Origin of the sequence: Streptomyces sp. NPDC060198 (assembly GCF_042728415.1) — a bacterium.
In the GTDB taxonomy this organism is placed as follows: Bacteria; Actinomycetota; Actinomycetes; order Streptomycetales; family Streptomycetaceae; genus Streptomyces.
In genome coordinates, this window is the sequence record NZ_JBHWZJ010000146.1 from 1 (window position 1) to 16,699 (window position 16,699).

14 protein-coding genes and 2 pseudogenes are annotated in these 16,699 nt (G+C 73.5%); 8 read left to right on the top strand and 8 right to left on the bottom strand.

Annotation, left to right across the window (positions count from 1 at the left end):
- Both ACFWEP_RS19025 and ACFWEP_RS19030 read right to left on the bottom strand, forming a co-directional pair.
- Positions 1–344, bottom strand: a 344-nt coding sequence (locus ACFWEP_RS19025; protein ID WP_387371453.1) for an ATP-binding cassette domain-containing protein, incomplete at its 3' end; no start/stop codon positions are given.
- Positions 345–356: 12 nt separating this feature from the next.
- Entirely contained in the window at positions 357–1,028 is a 672-nt protein-coding gene (locus ACFWEP_RS19030; protein WP_387371454.1) for a hypothetical protein, read from the bottom strand.
- Between the two features lie 241 nt (positions 1,029–1,269).
- Here ACFWEP_RS19030 and ACFWEP_RS19035 point away from each other — a divergent pair, with 241 nt between their 5' ends.
- Positions 1,270–2,040 carry a helix-turn-helix domain-containing protein gene (locus ACFWEP_RS19035; RefSeq protein ID WP_387371455.1) on the top strand — a complete coding sequence of 257 codons (771 nt, stop codon included), beginning with the start codon at positions 1,270–1,272 and terminating at the stop codon, positions 2,038–2,040.
- A gap of 100 nt (positions 2,041–2,140) precedes the next feature.
- Here the strand turns inward: ACFWEP_RS19035 and ACFWEP_RS19040 are convergent, their stop codons facing one another.
- From ACFWEP_RS19040 to ACFWEP_RS19050, 3 genes are all read right to left on the bottom strand, one after another.
- The gene (locus ACFWEP_RS19040) at positions 2,141–3,568 is read right to left on the bottom strand and encodes an ABC transporter ATP-binding protein (RefSeq protein WP_387371456.1); all 1,428 of its coding nucleotides are present in this window, start codon (positions 3,566–3,568) and stop codon (positions 2,141–2,143) included.
- A 332-nt stretch (positions 3,569–3,900) separates the two neighbouring features.
- A complete protein-coding gene (locus tag ACFWEP_RS19045) occupies positions 3,901–6,084 on the bottom strand; it encodes a molybdopterin-dependent oxidoreductase (protein WP_387371457.1) in 2,184 nt (727 codons plus the stop codon).
- 114 nt (positions 6,085–6,198) lie between these two features.
- The gene (locus ACFWEP_RS19050) at positions 6,199–6,810 is read right to left on the bottom strand and encodes a TetR family transcriptional regulator (RefSeq protein ID WP_387371458.1); all 612 of its coding nucleotides are present in this window, start codon (positions 6,808–6,810) and stop codon (positions 6,199–6,201) included.
- A gap of 203 nt (positions 6,811–7,013) precedes the next feature.
- Between ACFWEP_RS19050 and hmgA the strand changes: the two genes are divergently transcribed.
- From hmgA to ACFWEP_RS19065, 3 genes are all read left to right on the top strand, one after another.
- Positions 7,014–8,369, top strand: a complete 1,356-nt coding sequence (gene hmgA, locus ACFWEP_RS19055) for a homogentisate 1,2-dioxygenase (RefSeq protein ID WP_387371459.1) — start codon at positions 7,014–7,016, stop codon at positions 8,367–8,369.
- A gap of 58 nt (positions 8,370–8,427) precedes the next feature.
- Positions 8,428–9,312, top strand: coding sequence for a GntR family transcriptional regulator (locus tag ACFWEP_RS19060; protein ID WP_387371460.1), 885 nt, complete (start codon positions 8,428–8,430; stop codon positions 9,310–9,312).
- 176 nt (positions 9,313–9,488) lie between these two features.
- Positions 9,489–10,748: a type ISP restriction/modification enzyme gene (locus ACFWEP_RS19065; protein ID WP_387371465.1), complete on the top strand. Its 1,260-nt coding sequence runs from the start codon at positions 9,489–9,491 to the stop codon at positions 10,746–10,748.
- Positions 10,749–11,327: 579 nt separating this feature from the next.
- On the opposite strand, the gene ACFWEP_RS19070 is transcribed toward ACFWEP_RS19065, so the two are convergent.
- Positions 11,328–11,591 (bottom strand): hypothetical protein, encoded by a 264-nt coding sequence (locus ACFWEP_RS19070; RefSeq protein ID WP_275494980.1) that lies wholly within the window; start codon positions 11,589–11,591, stop codon positions 11,328–11,330.
- A 290-nt stretch (positions 11,592–11,881) separates the two neighbouring features.
- Between ACFWEP_RS19070 and ACFWEP_RS19075 the strand changes: the two genes are divergently transcribed.
- Complete coding sequence (locus tag ACFWEP_RS19075) at positions 11,882–12,976, top strand: DUF5925 domain-containing protein (protein WP_387371461.1); 1,095 nt, start codon at positions 11,882–11,884, stop codon at positions 12,974–12,976.
- 73 nt (positions 12,977–13,049) lie between these two features.
- On the opposite strand, the gene ACFWEP_RS19080 is transcribed toward ACFWEP_RS19075, so the two are convergent.
- Complete coding sequence (locus tag ACFWEP_RS19080; RefSeq protein WP_387371462.1) at positions 13,050–13,424, bottom strand: GntR family transcriptional regulator; 375 nt, start codon at positions 13,422–13,424, stop codon at positions 13,050–13,052.
- 71 nt (positions 13,425–13,495) lie between these two features.
- Between ACFWEP_RS19080 and ACFWEP_RS19085 the strand changes: the two genes are divergently transcribed.
- The 3 genes and pseudogenes from ACFWEP_RS19085 to ACFWEP_RS19095 form a co-directional block, all read left to right on the top strand.
- Entirely contained in the window at positions 13,496–13,711 is a 216-nt protein-coding gene (locus ACFWEP_RS19085; protein ID WP_387371463.1) for a hypothetical protein, read from the top strand.
- 175 nt (positions 13,712–13,886) lie between these two features.
- Positions 13,887–14,423, top strand: a pseudogene (locus tag ACFWEP_RS19090) (DUF402 domain-containing protein); the annotation flags it as partial.
- A 75-nt stretch (positions 14,424–14,498) separates the two neighbouring features.
- Positions 14,499–14,837, top strand: a pseudogene (locus ACFWEP_RS19095) (VOC family protein); the annotation flags it as partial.
- A gap of 53 nt (positions 14,838–14,890) precedes the next feature.
- Here ACFWEP_RS19095 and ACFWEP_RS19100 read toward each other — a convergent pair.
- A complete protein-coding gene (locus ACFWEP_RS19100; protein ID WP_387371464.1) occupies positions 14,891–16,441 on the bottom strand; it encodes a trifunctional class I SAM-dependent methyltransferase/NUDIX hydrolase/VOC family protein in 1,551 nt (516 codons plus the stop codon).
- Between the last annotated feature and the right edge of the window lie 258 nt (positions 16,442–16,699).

A 16,699-nucleotide genomic window follows, 5' to 3' on the forward strand; every position in this document is an offset into this window, starting at 1 on the left:
GTCTTGGAGAGGTGGTGCAGGTCGGCCATGAGGAGCATGTTCTCCTCGCCGGTGATCAGCCCGTCCACCGCCGAGAACTGCCCGGTGACGCCGATAGCGGCCCGTGCCGCCTGCGGCGCGGCGGCCAAGTCGTGGCCGCCCACGCACAGGTCACCGGAGTCGGCGGTGAGGAGGGTGGAGAGGATCTTGACGACGGTGGTCTTGCCGGCCCCGTTCGGACCGAGCAGGGCGAACACGGACCCGGCCGGGACGGCGAGGTCGATGCCGTCGAGGACGGTCTTGTCGCCGTAGGACTTGCGCAGACCCTTCGCCACGATGGCCGGGTCGGTGGTGGGGTGTGCCACGGGAGTGCTCCTTTACAGGCTGCGGGCGTCGATGTCGCCGTGAGCGGTGGTCGCGTGGATGTTCAGGCCGGCAGCGGCGCCGTCGGTGTTGGCCAGCGCGTTGTTGACCCGCCCGTAGGAAGTCCCTGCGTCCAGGGAGGCGGAGACCCCGCGGGCGGCGCCGACGGCGATGTTCCCCTGCGAGGTGCGCAGGGTGACGGTGCCTCGGACGGCCTCCGTGACGTGGAGGTCGCCCTTCTGGGTGCTGATCTCGGCGGGACCGCCGAGGCGGCCGACCGAGATGTCCCCGGCGAGGACGGTGAGCTGGGCGCTCGCGGTCTCGTCGAGCTTGACCGTCGCCTGCTGCCCCTCGAAGACGACGTCGCCGAGCCGTCCTACGCCGCGGAGTTCGGCCAGAGCCGCCTTCACCTCGACGGCGGAGCCTGCGGGCAGTTGGACGGTCACCTCGACCGATCCGGAGGAGCCGAGGATGCGGTGGGTCGTGGCGGGGGCCTCGATCCGCAGGACCCCTTCGGTGTGGGTGACCTCGATCCGCTCCGCCGCCTTGACGTCCGAGCCCTTGGAAGCGTCCGCGGGCAGGATCTCGACGGTGGTGTCGGGTCGGTCGGCGGCGATGAACCGGATGAGTCCGGCGGGGATGTCGACGACGGCCGAGACCGGGGCGGGAGTGTCGAACTTCTGCATGGTTTTCTCCTTCGTCCGGATCGCGGACCACTGCGATCCGCTCTTTCCGACAAGAGAAACGCTACGTTGCATTCACCATTCCGGCAACGAAGTAATCTGCGAAAACCCCATCAGTGCAGGTTGATTGAGGGATTTCATTGCAATGGATTTGAAGCAAACGCAACGAACGAGTAGAGCATCGTTGCAATGGCTTGAGCGCGAACGCTAAGCTGGGGCCCCACGCACCACGAAGGAGAACGCGATGCCGGGAGGCAGACTCACCCAGCAGGAGCGCCAGCAGATCGCGCTCGGACTGGCCGACGACCTCGCCTACGCGGAGATCGCCCGGCGCCTCGACCGCCCGACCTCGACCGTCACCCGCGAGGTCATGCGCAACGGCGGCCCGGGCGGCTACCGCGCCGACCAGGCCCAGCGCGCCACCGGGCGCCGGGCGCAGCGCCCACGGCAGGCGGAAGTCCGCGAGACCGGGGCACCGTTGGAACACGGCCGGGACGCGGAGGCGGTGCGCGCGTACGAGGAGACGTTCACGGACATCCTCGTGCAGTCGGGGCTGTCGCGGATGATGGCCCGGATCCTGGTCTGCCTCTACACCACCGACGCGGGCAGCGTGACCGCGTCCGAACTCGTGCGGCGGCTCCAGGTCAGTCCGGCGACCGTCTCCAAGTCGATCGCGTACCTGGAAAGCCAGGGCCTCGTCCGTCGGGAACGCGACGAGGGACGCCGCGAGCGGTACGTCGCCGACGACGACGTCTGGTACCAGTCGGTGATGGCCAGTGCCCGTTCCACCGCCCAACTCGCCGAGGTGGCGCGGCAGGGCGTGGGCGTACTGGGTCCCGGCACACCGGCCGCCCACCGCATGGAGAACATCGCCCGCTTCACCGACTTCGTCTCGGAGAGCATCACCCGCGCCGCCGAGCAGGCCCGCGACATCCTCGTCGCGAAGCCCGCGGAGGCGGCGCCGGACGGAGATCACGGAGCCGGCACGCCCCCCGGAGCCGGTCCGGAGGGCTGACGGCGCACGACCGCGAGGAAGGCGTGGCACGAGCGAGCGACGTAGGGGTGCCTGACGTACGGGCACCTGGGACGCGGGCGCCCGACGTGCGGCGGGCCGCTCAGACGTCCAGCCCCGGCACGTCTCTGGGCAGCGGGCAGATCCGGCGGCCCTGGTGGTCGAAGACGTACAGGTGCGCCAGGTCCACCAGGAGGGGCACCTGGCCGCCGGTGCGCAGCCGCATGTCCGGGCTGGTGCGCACGACGAGGTCACCGGGGCTGACGGCCGGGCGGTCGGGGCCGCTCATGGGGTTCCCCTGTCCGTGGTGGGGAGGTTCGCCGAGTGCCACGACCGGTCCGCTGATGTGGCCGGCCTTCTCCCGGAGGCGTTCCAGTACGCCGAGGCCGCCGCCCCGGGCCCAGGCCGTGCCCTCCCGGCGCCCGCCCCGCGAGGAGTCACCGTGGACCGCTCCTCCCGCCCGGCCGCCCGTCGTGCGGCGCCGGCGCGCGGGCGCCTGGGGGCGGGCTGATTCGAGGTCGGGCACCACGGCCGGCTGCGATCCGGTGCTGAGGTGCACCAGCGCCTCGTGGCCCTGGTATTCCACGTGCTGGACGATGCCACCGAGCGCCACCTCGCCGGGGCGGGCCTGGCTCGGCGGTGCGATCCGTACGGCCTCGGAGCGCAGCCCGACGATGATCCTGCGGCCCTGCTGGATGCGGAGCAACTGATGGTCGGGGCTGAGCGGTTCGGGCAGCGCGAGGCGCTGGCGCCCCAGATCGAGCGACATCCGCCCTTCGAGCGGGGCGTGGACGACGGCCTGGAGGAGGTTGATCCTCGGGGTGCCGATGAAGGCGGCGACGAAGACGTTCTCCGGCAGGGCGTACACCTGGCGCGGAGCGCTGACCTGCTGGAGCACTCCGCCGCGCAGCACGGCGACACGGTCACCGAGGGACATCGCCTCGGACTGGTCGTGTGTGACGTAGACGGTGGTGACCCCCAACTCCTTGGTGAGCTGGGCGATTTCGGCGCGCAGGTGGTTGCGGAGCTTGGCGTCGAGGTTGGAGAGCGGCTCGTCCATCAGGAAGACCGAGGGGCGGCGGGAGATGGCCCGGCCCATGGCGACGCGCTGGCGTTCGCCACCGGAGAGCTGGCCCGGATAGCGGTCGAGGACGCCCTCGATGCCGAGCATCCGCGCCGTGGCCTCGATCTGCTCGGTGTTGTCCTCGCGCGGGTTCTGGAGCTTGAGCGGGAAGCCGATGTTGCCCCGGTTCGTCATGCTCGGGTAGAGGGCGAAGTTCTGGAAGACCATCGCCATGCCCCGTTCGCGGGGCTGGAGATGGGAGGCCGGTTCGCCGTCGAGCAGGATCTCGCCTTCGGTGGCCTCCTCCAGCCCCGCGATCATCCGCAGGACCGTGGATTTGCCGCAGCCCGAGGGGCCGAGCAGTACCACGAACTCACCGGGTTCGATGTCGAGCGAGAAGCGGTCCACGGCACGCGGACCCCGTCCGTACGCCTTGCTGATGTCCTGCAGAGAGATCGCGCGAGTCATGAGGGTTCCGCCCATGGAAAAGTGATGCGGCTGCACTGTGGGGAGCGGCTGCGTGGCCTGAAGTTAGCCCACGGTGCGGGGTGTGTGAATGACTCGCGCGAAGGTTGCGACGACAGGGGCGCGTTGGGCCGGAAGTGCCATGGAAGATTCCGGTTGTCGCAATATTTTCGCCCTGGGATCAGGGGAGTTGACGTCGCCGCCGCGCCACGGAGGTGGGCGCGGGGTGACGGGCCGACCGGGCGGCGGGGGCTGGGCGACGGTGCGACCGCGCGCCCGTACCGCCGCCCGCTCCCGCCCCGCTCGGCTCCGCCCCGGGATCTACCGCGCCGCCGTCACCGGGCCGCCGCCGTCACCAGGACCGGGAAACCGTTGAGTACGGCGGTTCCGGAGAGCGGGTCGAGGAGGGTGCCGTCGAGCAGCTGGTTGACGTTGGCTCCCGGCCGGGCGACGGCGACCGACAGCCGAGTGCCAGGGCGGCCGTGTCCCCAGCCGTGCGGCAGGCTCACCACTCCGGCGCGGACCGTGTCGGTGATCTCGGCGGGCGCCTCGATCGCGCCTCCGGCCGCTTCGATCCGGGCGGTCGCACCGTCCGTGAGACCGATCCGGTGCGCGTCCTCGGGGTGGATCTGGAGGGTGCAGGTGTTCGTTCCGCCGTTCAGCGCGGGGATGTTGTGCATCCAGCTGTTGTTGGAGCGCAGATGGCGGCGGCCGACCAGCACCAGCGGGGCGGGGGTGTCGCCGAGGGCAGCCCGCAGTCGGCCGAGGTCGGCGGCGAGCGGCTCCGGGAGCAGTTCGATCCGCCCGCTGCGGGTCCGCAGGACGTCGGGCAGCCGGGGGCGGAGCGGGCCCAGGTCGATGCCGTGCGGATGGGCGAGCAGGTCGTCCAGGGTGAGGTCGTAGGGGCCCAGCCGCAGCATCAGGTCGAGCCGGCGTTCGGGTCCGGTGGCCCCCGAGAGGCGCTCGGCGAGCTCTCTCGGCACTCCGCCCCGGTCGAGCGCGGCGGTGACGGCGTACGCGTCGACCGTCTCCGGCGGCGCCCCGTGGTCGCCGCCGACGGCGAGGATCAGCCGGGCGAGGATCTCGCTCTCGTCGAGGGCCCCTTCGTCCAAGGGGACGGCCGGGCGCGTGTAGCGGACCTGGTTGCGCACCGCGAGGGTGTTGAGCGCGAAGTCGAAGTGGGCGGAGCGGGAGGGCGGCGGCGGGGGCAGTACGACGTCGGCGTGGCAGGAGGTCTCGTTGAGGTACGGGTCGACGCTGACCATGAAGTCGAGTCCGTCGGCGAGCGCCCGGTCGAGCCGGTCGCCGTCGGGGGCGGAGAGCACCGGGTTGGAGGCGAGCACCACGAGGGCGCGGATGCGGCCCTCGCCGGGGGTGTCGATCTCCTCCGCCAGTGCTGCCGTGGGGAGTTCGCCCTTGGCCTCGGGGTGCCCGGAGACCCGGCTGCGCCAGCGGCCGAGGGCGAAGCCCTTGCCGGGGCCCGGCGGGCGCGGGGCGCGGGCGGTGGCGGCGAGCGGGAAGAGGGCGCCGCCGGGGCGGTCGAGGTTGCCGGTGAGGATGTTGAGGACGTCCACCAGCCAGCTCGCGAGGGTGCCGTGGGCGACGGTGCAGCTGCCGATGCGCCCGTAGACGGCCGCGGTCGGCGCGGCGGCGAGTTCCCGCGCGACGGTGCGGATGGTGGCGGGGTCCAGGTCGCAGGGTCCGGCGACCGCCTCCGGGGTGAAGTCCGCCAGGGCGTCGGCGAGCCGGTCGAGCCCGTCCAGGTGGTCGGCGAGGGCTCCGGGGGCGGTGAGTTTCTCGGCGACGAGTACGTGGGCGAGAGCGGCGAGCAGCAGGGCGTCCGCGCCGGGCCGGATCGCGAGGTGGCGTCCGGCGAGCTTGGCCGTCCGGGTGCGGCGCGGGTCGACGACGGTGAGCGTGCCGCCCCGGGCGAGGAGCGCCTTGAGCCGGCCGGGGAAGTCGGGCGCGGTGCAGAGGCTCCCGTTGGACTCCAGCGGGTTGGCGCCGATGAGCAGCAGATGGCCGGTGCGGTCGAGATCGGGTACGGGGATGGCGTTGGCGTCGCCGAAGAGCAGCCCGCTGGAGACGTGCTTGGGCATCTGGTCGAGGGTGCTGGCACTGAAGACGTTGCGGGTGCGCAGTGCGGCGATCAGCAGGGGCGGGTAGAGGCCGCCGGCCATGGTGTGGACGTTGGGGTTGCCGAGGACGAGCCCGGCGCTCTGCGGTCCGTGGGCGCCGGTGACCGCGGTGAAGCGTGCGGCGACGGTGTCGAACGCCTCCTCCCAGGTCGCCTCGCGCAGTACGCCCTCGCGGCGGACGAGCGGGGTGCGGAGGCGGTCGGGGTCGGCGTCGAGCGCGCCGAACGCGGCTCCCTTGGGGCAGATGAAGCCCCGGCTGAAGACGTCCTCACGGTCCCCGCGCGCTCCGGTGACGGTGGTCCCCTCGATGGTGAGGGTCAGCCCGCAGGTGGCCTCGCAGAGCGGGCAGATGCGGGGTGCGGTACGGGAGTTGGCGGACACGGGGCCTCCCCGGGGAGCGACTGGGACAGCGCGAGCATACCGACCGGTACGCATGTGGGGGAGCCCCCGGGCGGGCCTGGGCGGGGCGGACACGCCCCGACGCCGTGACGTTCGTCAGTCGAGCACCCGCGCGAGGTAGGCGTGGAGCAGCACCCGGATCTCCGCGACGATCGCCGGGTCGCCGGACGGGTCGTCGCGGAAGGCGAGTTGGAGCGTGGCGTCGGCCGCCTCCACGCCGACCAGGACGGCCCGCCGCAGGTCCGCGTCCGGGCTGCCGCCGAGGTGCCTGGCGAGGAGTTCGGCGAGCCGGTCCGCGAGCCGGTGGTTCGCTTGGTGCTGCGGGTCGTCGGCCTGCGCGGCGGCCCCGAAGTCGACCTGGGCGAAGCCGGGGACCGTGCGCCGCATCGCCAGGTACTCGTCGAGTACGGCGTCGATCGCTCCCCGCCAGTCGGCGGCGGGCACGGCGGCCAGCCGGACGGTCAGGTGCTCGGTGTAGGAGTTGAGGTTGCGCACCGCGAGCGCGTCGACCAGGGCGCGCTTGTTGGGGAAGAAGCGGTAGACGGAGCCGATGGGCACCTCGGCGCGGACGGCGACCGCCCGGGTGGAGAGTTCCTCGTATCCGGCCTCGTCGAGGAGCGCCGCGCAGGCGTCGAGTATCCGGGCGAGCCGTTCGGCGCTGCGCTGCTGGACGGGGGCGCGGCGCAGGTTCGGTTTCGGGTGGGACACGGCCCCATCATGCCGCCCGCGGGTGCGGGACGGGCACGGGACCTTCCGGCGCAGCGTGCACCCCGGACTCCCGGGTGCGGTCCACGGAGTCCGGCGATTGGCGTTGACGGACCCCCTCCCCATTCCTACGGTGTTCCACAGGATTCACCTTCCACGGCTCCCGCGCGTTCCGCGGGGCCCGTCTCGGCACCGGGAGCAGCGGTATGGGCGGTACGGACGGCACGCGGCACACCGACGACGAACGCGGACCGGGGGGCGGGGGAACGGGGGCCGACCGGCCGGCGTACTCCACCGGGTTCGGCAACGAGCACAGCTCCGAGGCGGTCCCGGGCGCGCTGCCGCACGGGCGCAACTCCCCCCAGCGCGCACCGCTCGGGCTGTACGCGGAGCAGCTCAGCGGCTCCGCGTTCACCGAGCCCCGTGCCCGCAACCGCCGCTCGTGGCTGTACCGCATCCGGCCCTCCGCCGCGCATCCGGCGTTCGTGCGTGCCGACAACGGCGGCTTGCGTTCCGCACCCTTCACGGAATCCGTGCCCGATCCCAACCGGCTCCGCTGGGACCCACTGCCCGATCCCGCACCGGGCACCGACTTCGTGGCCGGGCTGTGGACGCTGGGCGGCAACGGCGACGCGGCCGGCCGCACGGGCATGGCGGTACACCTCTACAACGCCAACTCCTCCATGGGGGAACGCGTGTTCAGCGACTCCGACGGCGAGCTGCTGATCGTCCCCGAACGGGGAGCCCTGCTGCTGCGCACCGAACTGGGCCTGCTGCGCGCGGCCCCCGGCGAGGTGGCGCTGATCCCGCGCGGGGTGCGCTTCCGCGCCGAGCTGCTCGACGCGACCGCCCGGGGGTACGTCCTGGAGAACTACGGCAGCCCCTTCCAGCTGCCCGAGTTGGGCCCGATCGGAGCCAACGGGCTCGCCAACGCACGGGACTTCCGCGCCCCGGTCGCCGCGTACGAGGACCGCGAGGGGCCGTTCGAGGTGATCAACAAGTTCTGCGGCAACCTCTGGAAGGCGACCTACGACCACTCCCCGCTGGACGTCGTCGCCTGGCACGGCAGCCACACCCCGTACGTCTACGACCTGCGCCGCTTCAACGTCATCGGCTCCATCAGCTACGACCACCCCGACCCGTCGGTCTTCACCGTGCTGACCTCGCCGACCGACACCCCGGGGCTGGCCGACGTCGACTTCGTGGTCTTCGCCCCGCGCTGGCTGGTCGGCGAGGACACGTTCCGGCCGCCCTACTTCCACCGCAATGTGATGAGCGAGTACATGGGGCTGGTCGAGGGCGCCTACGACGCGAAGGCCGGCGGCTTCGTCCCGGGCGGCGGGTCGCTGCACAACATGATGTCGGCGCATGGGCCGGACCGGGAGACCTTCGACCGGGCGAGCGCGGCGGAGCTCGTACCGCAGCGGGTCGACGACGGGCTGGCGTTCATGTTCGAGACGCGCAGGCCGCTGACGCTCACCGGGCAGGCGGCCTCCGCCCCCCATCTGCAGCGCGGCTACGACGGAGTGTGGCAGGGTCTGGACAGCAATTTCCGGCCATAGCGAAGCCGTGTCCGGCGGGGCCGGGTCCGGCGGGGCCGTACGAGTCGAAGGGGGCCGGATGCCGGCAGGGCGTACGAACGGGAACCGGACCGGCCGGGGCGGGCCGGTGGCCGGGGTGCCGGCCGGCGGGGTACCGGCCAGTGGGGAGCCGGCCGCCGGCAGCGCGGGCGCCGGGGTGCCGGAGCAGGCCCGGGCTGCCGCCTTCGCCCCGGACTCGCTGGTGCTGAACGGAAAACTTCCGCTCTGGTACCAGGTCTCACAGTCGCTGCGCGCCTCGATACTCGGCCGCCCGCAGGACGCTCCGGCCCGGCTGCCGACCGAGGAACAGCTTGCCAGGCACTACGGGGTCGGCGTCCTGACCATGCGCCAGGCACTGAAGGAGCTGGAGTCGGAGGGACTGATCAGCCGGCAGCGGCGGCACGGCACCTTCATCGAGCCCCGGGCCAGGCGGGGCCGGCCGGTCCGGGTGCTCGGGTCCGTCGACGCGATCGTGGCTCAGCAGTCGGGCGAACTGACGACCGTCCTCGGCCACGGGCCCGGCGCCGTGCCCGGCGAACTGGCCCATCATTTCCCGGACTGCACGGAAGTGGTCGGCTACCGGCGGCTGCGCCGCGACGCGGTGACGGGTGAGCCCGTCAACTGGGCGGAGAACACGGTGCGTCCGGAGGTCGCCGCCCGGGTCGACGCCGCAGATCTGGAGCGGTGGCCGATGACGAAGATCCTGCGGGACACCGCCGGGGTCTCCATAGCGCGGATCACCGACACCGTGGAGGCACGGCTCGCCGACCCGACCACCGCCGCACTGCTGCGGGTACCGCTGCTCAGCCCGATCCTGCACTTCACCGGCGTCACCTACGACACCGGGGGCCGGGTGGTCGACGTGGCCCGCATCCACTACCGGGGCGACCGGTTCTCCTTCTCGGTGACGGTGGACGCCGACTGAGCCCTCGCGTGCCGGAGGCCCGGTACGGCGCCCCGGCGCCCCGTTACGATGCCGGGAGGAGAGCGGCAGGCGGACGTGGCGGGCGGGAGGACGACACGGTGGCAGCGGGCAGGGCGGCCGAGGGCGCCCGCGACACGGTGGGCCCCGGCGGCGGGGACGGCCCCGGACCGGGCTCCATGGCGCCTCACGCGGTACCGCGCCAGGGGGCCGGCCATCCCACCCTGGACGAGCTGATGCCCTGGTCCGTACGGCCCCTGCGCACCGGCCGGTCTTGGGTCACCGGGCCCGACCCGGCGTCCCTGAAGGCGCGCTGGGAACGGCTGGTGCGGGCCGAGGGCGAGGAGCAGGAGCGGCTGTTCCGGCCCACCCGGTCGCGTACCCCGTGGACTCCGGCCGCCGCGCTGCCGGGACGGACCGCCTCCACCGGGCGGCTGGCCCGCGACCCCGGGACGTACCCGGAGCCGGTACGCGTCCAGCACGGGCCGTTCGACGAGCAGTGGCTGATTCCGGACCACCGGCTGATCGACGCGGCCCGGCCCGAGCTCTGGCGGGTGGCCGACGCCCGCCAGCTCTTCGTCTTCGAACACGGCTTCCTCCCCGGGGACTCGGGTCCCGCCCTGTCGGTGACGGCGCTGCTCCCCGACGGGTACGCCCCTGCCGGCCGGCCCGGACACGTCCGGCCGCTCTACCGGCGCCCCGGCGGTGTGGAACCCAACCTTGCTCCGGGACTGTGCGCCGCGCTCGGCGCAGCCGGTCTCGGCGCGGGGGGTCCCGGTCCGGGCGGCGAGCCGGTGTCCCCGGAGGCGGTGCTCGCCTGGGCCCTGGCCGCCGCGTACCCCTCCCCCGGCGGGTGCCTGGTGCCGCTGCCGTGCGACGGGGCGCTCTGGTCGGCCGGCGTGGATCTGGGCCGCGAGCTGCTCAGGATCCAGCTGCGCGGGGCGCGCGGTGGCGAGCGCCCCCGGCTGCCCGGTGGGCGGCGCCCCTACGTGCGGTCCGCGGTGCCTCCCCGGCCCGGCTCGGTGGCGTACGACGCGGGGAGCGGGACGCTGCTGCTCGACGAGGGGCGGATCGCACCGGTCCCGGCCCAGGCCTGGGAGTTCCGGGTGGGCGGTGTGCGGATGCTGGAGGTCTGGTTCGCCCGGCGGGCGGCCGGGTGGGCGAATCCGGAGAGGGACGGGCTGGACGCGATCGGGCCGGCCGGGTGGCCCCGGGAGTGGACCTCGGAGCTGCTGGAGCTGATCACCGTACTGGCCCTGCTCGACGGAGTCCGTGACCGCCGACGGGAGCTGGCCGAGCGGATCGGTGCGGCCCGGACCCTCGGGCGGGAGGAACTGCGCGCGGCCGGGGTGTTGCCGGTCCCGGCGGCGGCGCGCCGTCCGGCGTCGGTGCTCGGCCAGCGGGAGGAGGGGCCCGAGGGGCAGTTCACCCTGCTGTGAGACCTCTCGCCCCTGTGAGGGAGCCTCGCCGGCACCGGGCGCGCGGACCAGTCCGCGAAGGAGCCCAGCACCCGGTTAAGCATTCGGTCGAAGACCTCGTCCAGGTCGACCGGCGCCGCCTGCTGGGCGTGTTCCAGGTAGGCGAGCGCGTGCGGGTTGAAGCCGTGGACCGGTGACATGCGGTCCGGGCAGCCGGGGGTGTGGCCCTGCTGGCGGCCTTCGTCCCGTTGACGGCCGGGCGTCACGCCCACGGCGCGTGGGACCGCCCACCGGCGTACGGGCCGGCCGGGCGGGGTGCGGCGCGCGTCGAATCGGTACGGAGCACGGGGAACGAGGCACGGGTCACCGGGGAGAGCCGGGCTTCGTACGCCGTTCGTCCGTGCGCTCTCCGCAACCGGAGCGGGTGCCGCCGTACGCCCGGGGAGGACGGGTGGGCAGGCGGCAGCTCCGCATCGGGACAGAGCGGTCTCCCGGGCCGACCCGCGCGAGGGGCCGACCCGGTGATGGCCGGGCCGATACCGGCCGGCCGGTAGCGGCCGGGTCCGGCGTGGCCGGCCCGGTCGCGGCAGGGCCGACCCGTCAGTGGCGGCTGCCGAAGAGCGAGCGTCGCAGTCGCCGCAGCGGGGCGAAGAGCGACACGCGGGCGCTCTTGCTGCCGCGGGTGTGCGCGGCGTCGCGCGAGGTCAACTCGCGCATCAGCAGCGTCGCCTCGGCGGTCTCGCGCTGCGGCAGCGCGGGGCCGCCGAGCACCGCGAGATGGCGGTCGAGCCGCGAACTGGTCGCACTGCTTCCACATGTGATGGCAGGCACGCGCGGCCTGCTGCGGACCGTTATCTGTTCCATGTCACTCCCCACCCGTACGAGGGCACCCGGTGCGGGCAGGTTAACCCTATCGCTCCACGAGGACACACGCGTATCCCGGGCGCGGGATTACATACACGCATGCGGGGGTTGACGGTGCGTCACTCTATTCGCCCGGTACGGAAGGGACTTGGGCGTTTCGCGGCCTCCCGCGCACGCCCCCGCCGGGCCCAGGCCGCCCTCGCGCGCTCCACCGGGACGAGGGACCGCCCCTCTGACCTCGGTCGGTGAAATCCCGTGCGCCGGGCCGCACGGTGCCCGATCATGGGCGCATGTCTGCCAACCTCGAGTCCGCACTGCCGATCCGGCTCACCGTCGACGACAGTGATTCTCCCTCCGACGTCATGGACTCGCTGTTCCTGGGCCGCTTCACGACGGGCGAGCAGCCGTACTCGCACAGTTCGTCCCTGGAGCGCGTGAAGCCGGGCAAGACACTCCTGCCGCCGGGCGCGACGGTGCTGCGGACCGCCCGGGAGGACAGCCGGAGCGCGACCCTCGCGGAGGGCGAGGGCTGGACCCTGCTCGCCCGGCGGTGGAGCAGGGGCGCCGACGTCAACGTGACCGCGACCAGCGCCGAGCTGGCCGAACGGGTCGTCAAGGAGGCGACGGACGGCGTCCAGGACGAGCCCGAGCCCCAGCCCGAGGACGTGAGCATGGGCTTCTGGTACGTCTCGCCGCAGCGCGGGCCGCACCGCACCACGCGCCAGATCTCCGCCGGCACCTGGGACGAGGTCCGTCCCAACTACTCGGCCCAGGTGGCGGGGGCGATGGACGGGCTGATGAAGATCACCCCGGACGACGTCTCCGGCCGGCTCCTGCTGCTGCACGGCCCGCCCGGGACGGGGAAGACCTCGGCGCTGCGGACGCTGGCCCGCGCCTGGCGCGACTGGTGCCAGGTGGACTGCGTCCTGGACCCGGAGCGGCTCTTCAACGACGTCGGTTATCTGATGGACATCGCGATCGGCGAGGACGACGGCTCGGAGAAGGGGCGTTGGCGGCTGCTGCTCCTGGAGGACTGCGACGAACTCATCAGGGGTGAGGCCAAGCACACGGCGGGGCAGGCGCTCTCCCGGCTGCTCAACCTGACGGACGGCCTGCTCGGCCAGGGCCGGAACGTCCTGGTGGCGGTCACCACCAACGAGGACCTGGAACGACTGCACCCGGCGGTCGTCCGGCCCGGCCGCTGCCTGGCGCGGATCGAGGTCGGCCCGCTGAGCAGGCCCGAAGCGGTGTCCTGGCTGGGGACGGACGAGGGGGTCGGCCGCGAGGGGGCGACCCTCGCCGAGCTGTTCGCGCTGCGGCGGGGCAGCGGCCCGGCCTCGGTGCCGAAGCAGGAGGCGGGCGCGGAGGCGGGCCTCTACCTCTGAGCGGTCCCCGGCCACCGAGCGGGCGCCGCCGACCTCACGGTGCACGCCTCCCGTACGCCTGCGTGCACCGCTCTCAGCCGTCGTACGCCGCGCGCACCGCGTCCTCCGCGAGGGCGAGGGCTTCGGTGCGGGAGAGCCCGAGGCGCCTGGCCTGGTCCGCGTAGGCCTGCGCGGCGGTCGCCGCCCTGCGGTCCGCCGCGTCCCCGGCCGCCGCGACGAAGGTGCCGTTGCGGCCCCGGGTCTCGATCACGCCGTCGGCCTCCAGCGCGCGGTAGGCCTTGGCCACCGTGTTGGCGGCCAGGCCGAGTTCTTCGGCGAGCCCGCGCACGGTCGGCAGCCGGTACCCGACCGGAAGGGCGCCCGTGCGGGCCTGTTCGGAGACCTGCGCGCGCAGCTGCTCGTACGGGGCGGTACCGGTGTCCGGGTCGATCACGATCGTCAGAGTCACGGTGCAGATTCTGCACCTCCCGCCCGGAAATCCGGAGGCGGCCCGTCACATCCTCCGCGTAGGGTCGCGCCATGACCGTGACCGCCAGGGATTTCCGGCCCGAGGACGCCGACGGCTGGGAGGCGGTGCGGCGCGCGGCCCTTCCGTTTCTGGTGTCCGTCCCCGGCCAGTGGGCGCACGGCCTCGCGGCCTCCCCTCCCGAACGGCGTCTGCGGCTGCTCGTGGCCGAGGACCGGGGCGAGGTGACCGGTACCGCGCAGGTCGGCATCTGCTCTCGCTCGACTTGACGACGGGACGCCTGCCGCCACGTCGAGAACTGCCACCCGGTGCGGAGTTGAGGAGTGCGGAGGACTTCGCGGACGACCCGCGAGCGCGGCCTACACCGGCAACGACGCCGGCAACGGCCCCAGCTCGCCATCAACGCCTGGTTCGTTTACCAGACATGCGCCACGGAGGTACGTCATGTCCACACACTCGGCATCGCCCACTGACGGACCCGCTGACGGGACGGACAGCGGGACGGGCGAGGCGGCCGCGGAGGTGACCGTCGTCCTGACCAAGGCCGGACGGACGAAGATCCGCTACCCGGCCCGGGAACTGGCCGACGACGGCTGCCGGGTGACCGTCCTCGCCCCGTGGGCCGCCCCGGGGGTAAGGGACTTCGGCTTCGTGACGTTCGCACCCGGCGACGTCTTCACCGAGCACTACTGGCGCGACCGGTGGTACGCGGTGAAGGAAGTCCGCACGGGCGAAGGGCTGTTGAAGGGCTGGTACTGCGACGTCACCCGCCCCTGCGTCGTCGACGGCGGCGAGGTACGGGTGGAGGATCTGGACCTGGACCTCTGGGTGTCCGCGGACGCCTCCGAGATCCTGCGCCTGGACGAGGACGAGTTCGCGGCGAGCGGGCTGGCCGAGCGCGATCCGGTCGCGGCCCGGGAGGCCGCCGACGCCCTGGACGCGCTGGAGGGCATCGCCCGCGCGGGCCTGCTTCCGGCGCTGCTGACGGACCCCGGCGCGCCCCGCCCCGGGCCGGACGCGCACCCCCGGCGGATGAGGCTCGCCTCGATCGCCCTCGACTGCCCCGACCCCCTGGCGCTGGCGGCCTTCTACCAGCGGGCCACCGGTTACGCCCTCCACCCCGGGTCCGGCGCCGGGTTCGCCGGTCTCACCCGCGAGGACGGTCTCCACATCGGCTTCCAGCGGGTGGCGGGTCACCGGGCTCCCCGGTGGCCCGGCGACGGTGGCACCACGCCCCAGCAGGCGCATCTGGACTTCGACGTCGACGACCTCGACGAGGCGGAGGCCATGCTTCTGGAACTGGGCGCGGCGAAACCGGCGTTCCAGCCGGACAGCGCCCGGTGGCGGGTCCTCACCGACCCGGCGGGCCACCCCTTCTGCATCGTCGCCCGCTGACGGGCCGTATCCACCCCCGCACCGGGCCCCGGTACGGGGGTGGATACGGTCCGTCAGACGGCGGGGACGTGCCTCCCGGCCGCCGGTTCACCGGCGCACGGCGCGGGTTCCTCCCTGGCCGGGCCGCCCGCCACGAGCTCGACCTCGAATCCGGAGGCGTTCTCCAGGTACGCGGCCCGGTGCCCCTCGCCTCCCGCGTAGGGGTGCCGGTCGGCGAACAGCAGCCGCCAGCCGTGCGCCGGGGCCTCCGCCGCGAGTGCGTCCAGCGCCTCCCGGTCCTCGACGTGGAACGCCAGGTGGTTGAGGCCGGGGCGGAGCCGGTCGTGGGTGCGTGCGACCGCGTCCGGCGACTCCTCGATCACGACGTAGCTGTCGCCGCGCCGCCAGCTGCGGCCGTGGGACCAGCGCTGGTACGGCAGGTGTCCCAGGCGGCCGAGCAGCCAGTCCCAGCCGGGCGCCGCCACAGCCAGGTCGGCGACCCACAGCTCGATGTGGTGCACCCGTCCGGTACCGGCTCCCGCCGACGGCAGCGGGACGGCGCGGCGCGGGCCGTCCACGTCGTGGGCGACCGGGTCGCCGTCCTCGTGCCAGTGGATCAGGAAGTGCTCGCCCGATCGGTATCCGTCGAGGCCGGCCCGGCAGTACGCGACCATGTCCTCGGGCAGCGAGTCCAGCCGGAACCAGCCCAGCTCCGAGCACTTGTCGGGCTCCGCGTTGTACGGCGCCCGCTCGGAGTCGTACTCCGCTTCGAAGAACCAGCCCGTGCGCGGGTTGCCGCCGGGGCCCCGGTGGTGCATGACGAGGGCGACGCGCAGTTCCTCCGGCTGGAGGGTGATCCCGATCTCCTCGGCCGCCTCGCGCACGATCGCCTCGCGTACGTCCTCGCCGTCCTCCAGGTGGCCGGAGGGCAGGTGGAGGAGGCCGTCCGCGTAACCCGTGCCGGCCCGGCGGGCGAGCAGCACCCGGGGGCCGCGCCGGAGGATCAGGTGGACGTCGACGACCTCGGTGTGGCGGCGTGAGGGTTCGGCGCGGGCCACGACGGCGTACCGCTCGTCGTCCACGTCCTTGCCCCAGAGGCGGGAGTCCCCGGAGAGCGGTTCGTGGTGGATCCGCTCGGTGTGCGGGGCGAGCAGGGCGGTGAGCAGTTCCGCGGAGACGCCGACCCCGCCCCACACACCCTCGATCAGGACGAGCCGCCCTCCGGGCTTCAGCAGGCCGAACCAGCTCTCCAGGGCCGCCACGGGATCGGGCAGTGCCCAGAGGACGTGCCTGACCAGGACGACGTCGAACCGCCGGTCGCCCACGGGCGGCCGGGCGGCGTCACCGATCAGCACCTCGGAGCCGGTTCCCGCGAGTTTGTCCCGCGCCTGCTCGACCATGCGCGGCGACTGGTCGACCCCGGTGACCCGGTGGCCCTGGCCCGCGGCGAGCAGGGAGAGGCTGCCGGTGCCGCAGCCGAGGTCGAGGATCTCGCAGGAGGTGACGGGGAGCCAGTTCTGCAGGCGCTGCGCCCAGGCGTCGCGCACGACGGGGTCGAGCATTCCGTGGTCGGGTTCTTCGTCGAAGGAGTCGGCGGCCTCGTCCCAGTAACTGATCGTCGTCATGGCTTCCATGGTCCCAGCAGCCGACGGCCGTAGGGACACGGACGGTACGAATTGGGACTGGTCCCGGCCGTACACGGCAGGGGTTGCGGCCCGGACGTGCGCCAACGCCCTTTTCCACGGCCCTGGTTGTCCGACGCCAACGAATCTTCCGGCTCCCGGCCGGCTTCGGCCGGCTCCCGCAATCCGTACGTACGAATGCCGGGTCCGGGGCCGGGGCCGCCGGACCGGCGGGACCCGTGCGGCACCCGGCCCGGCGGG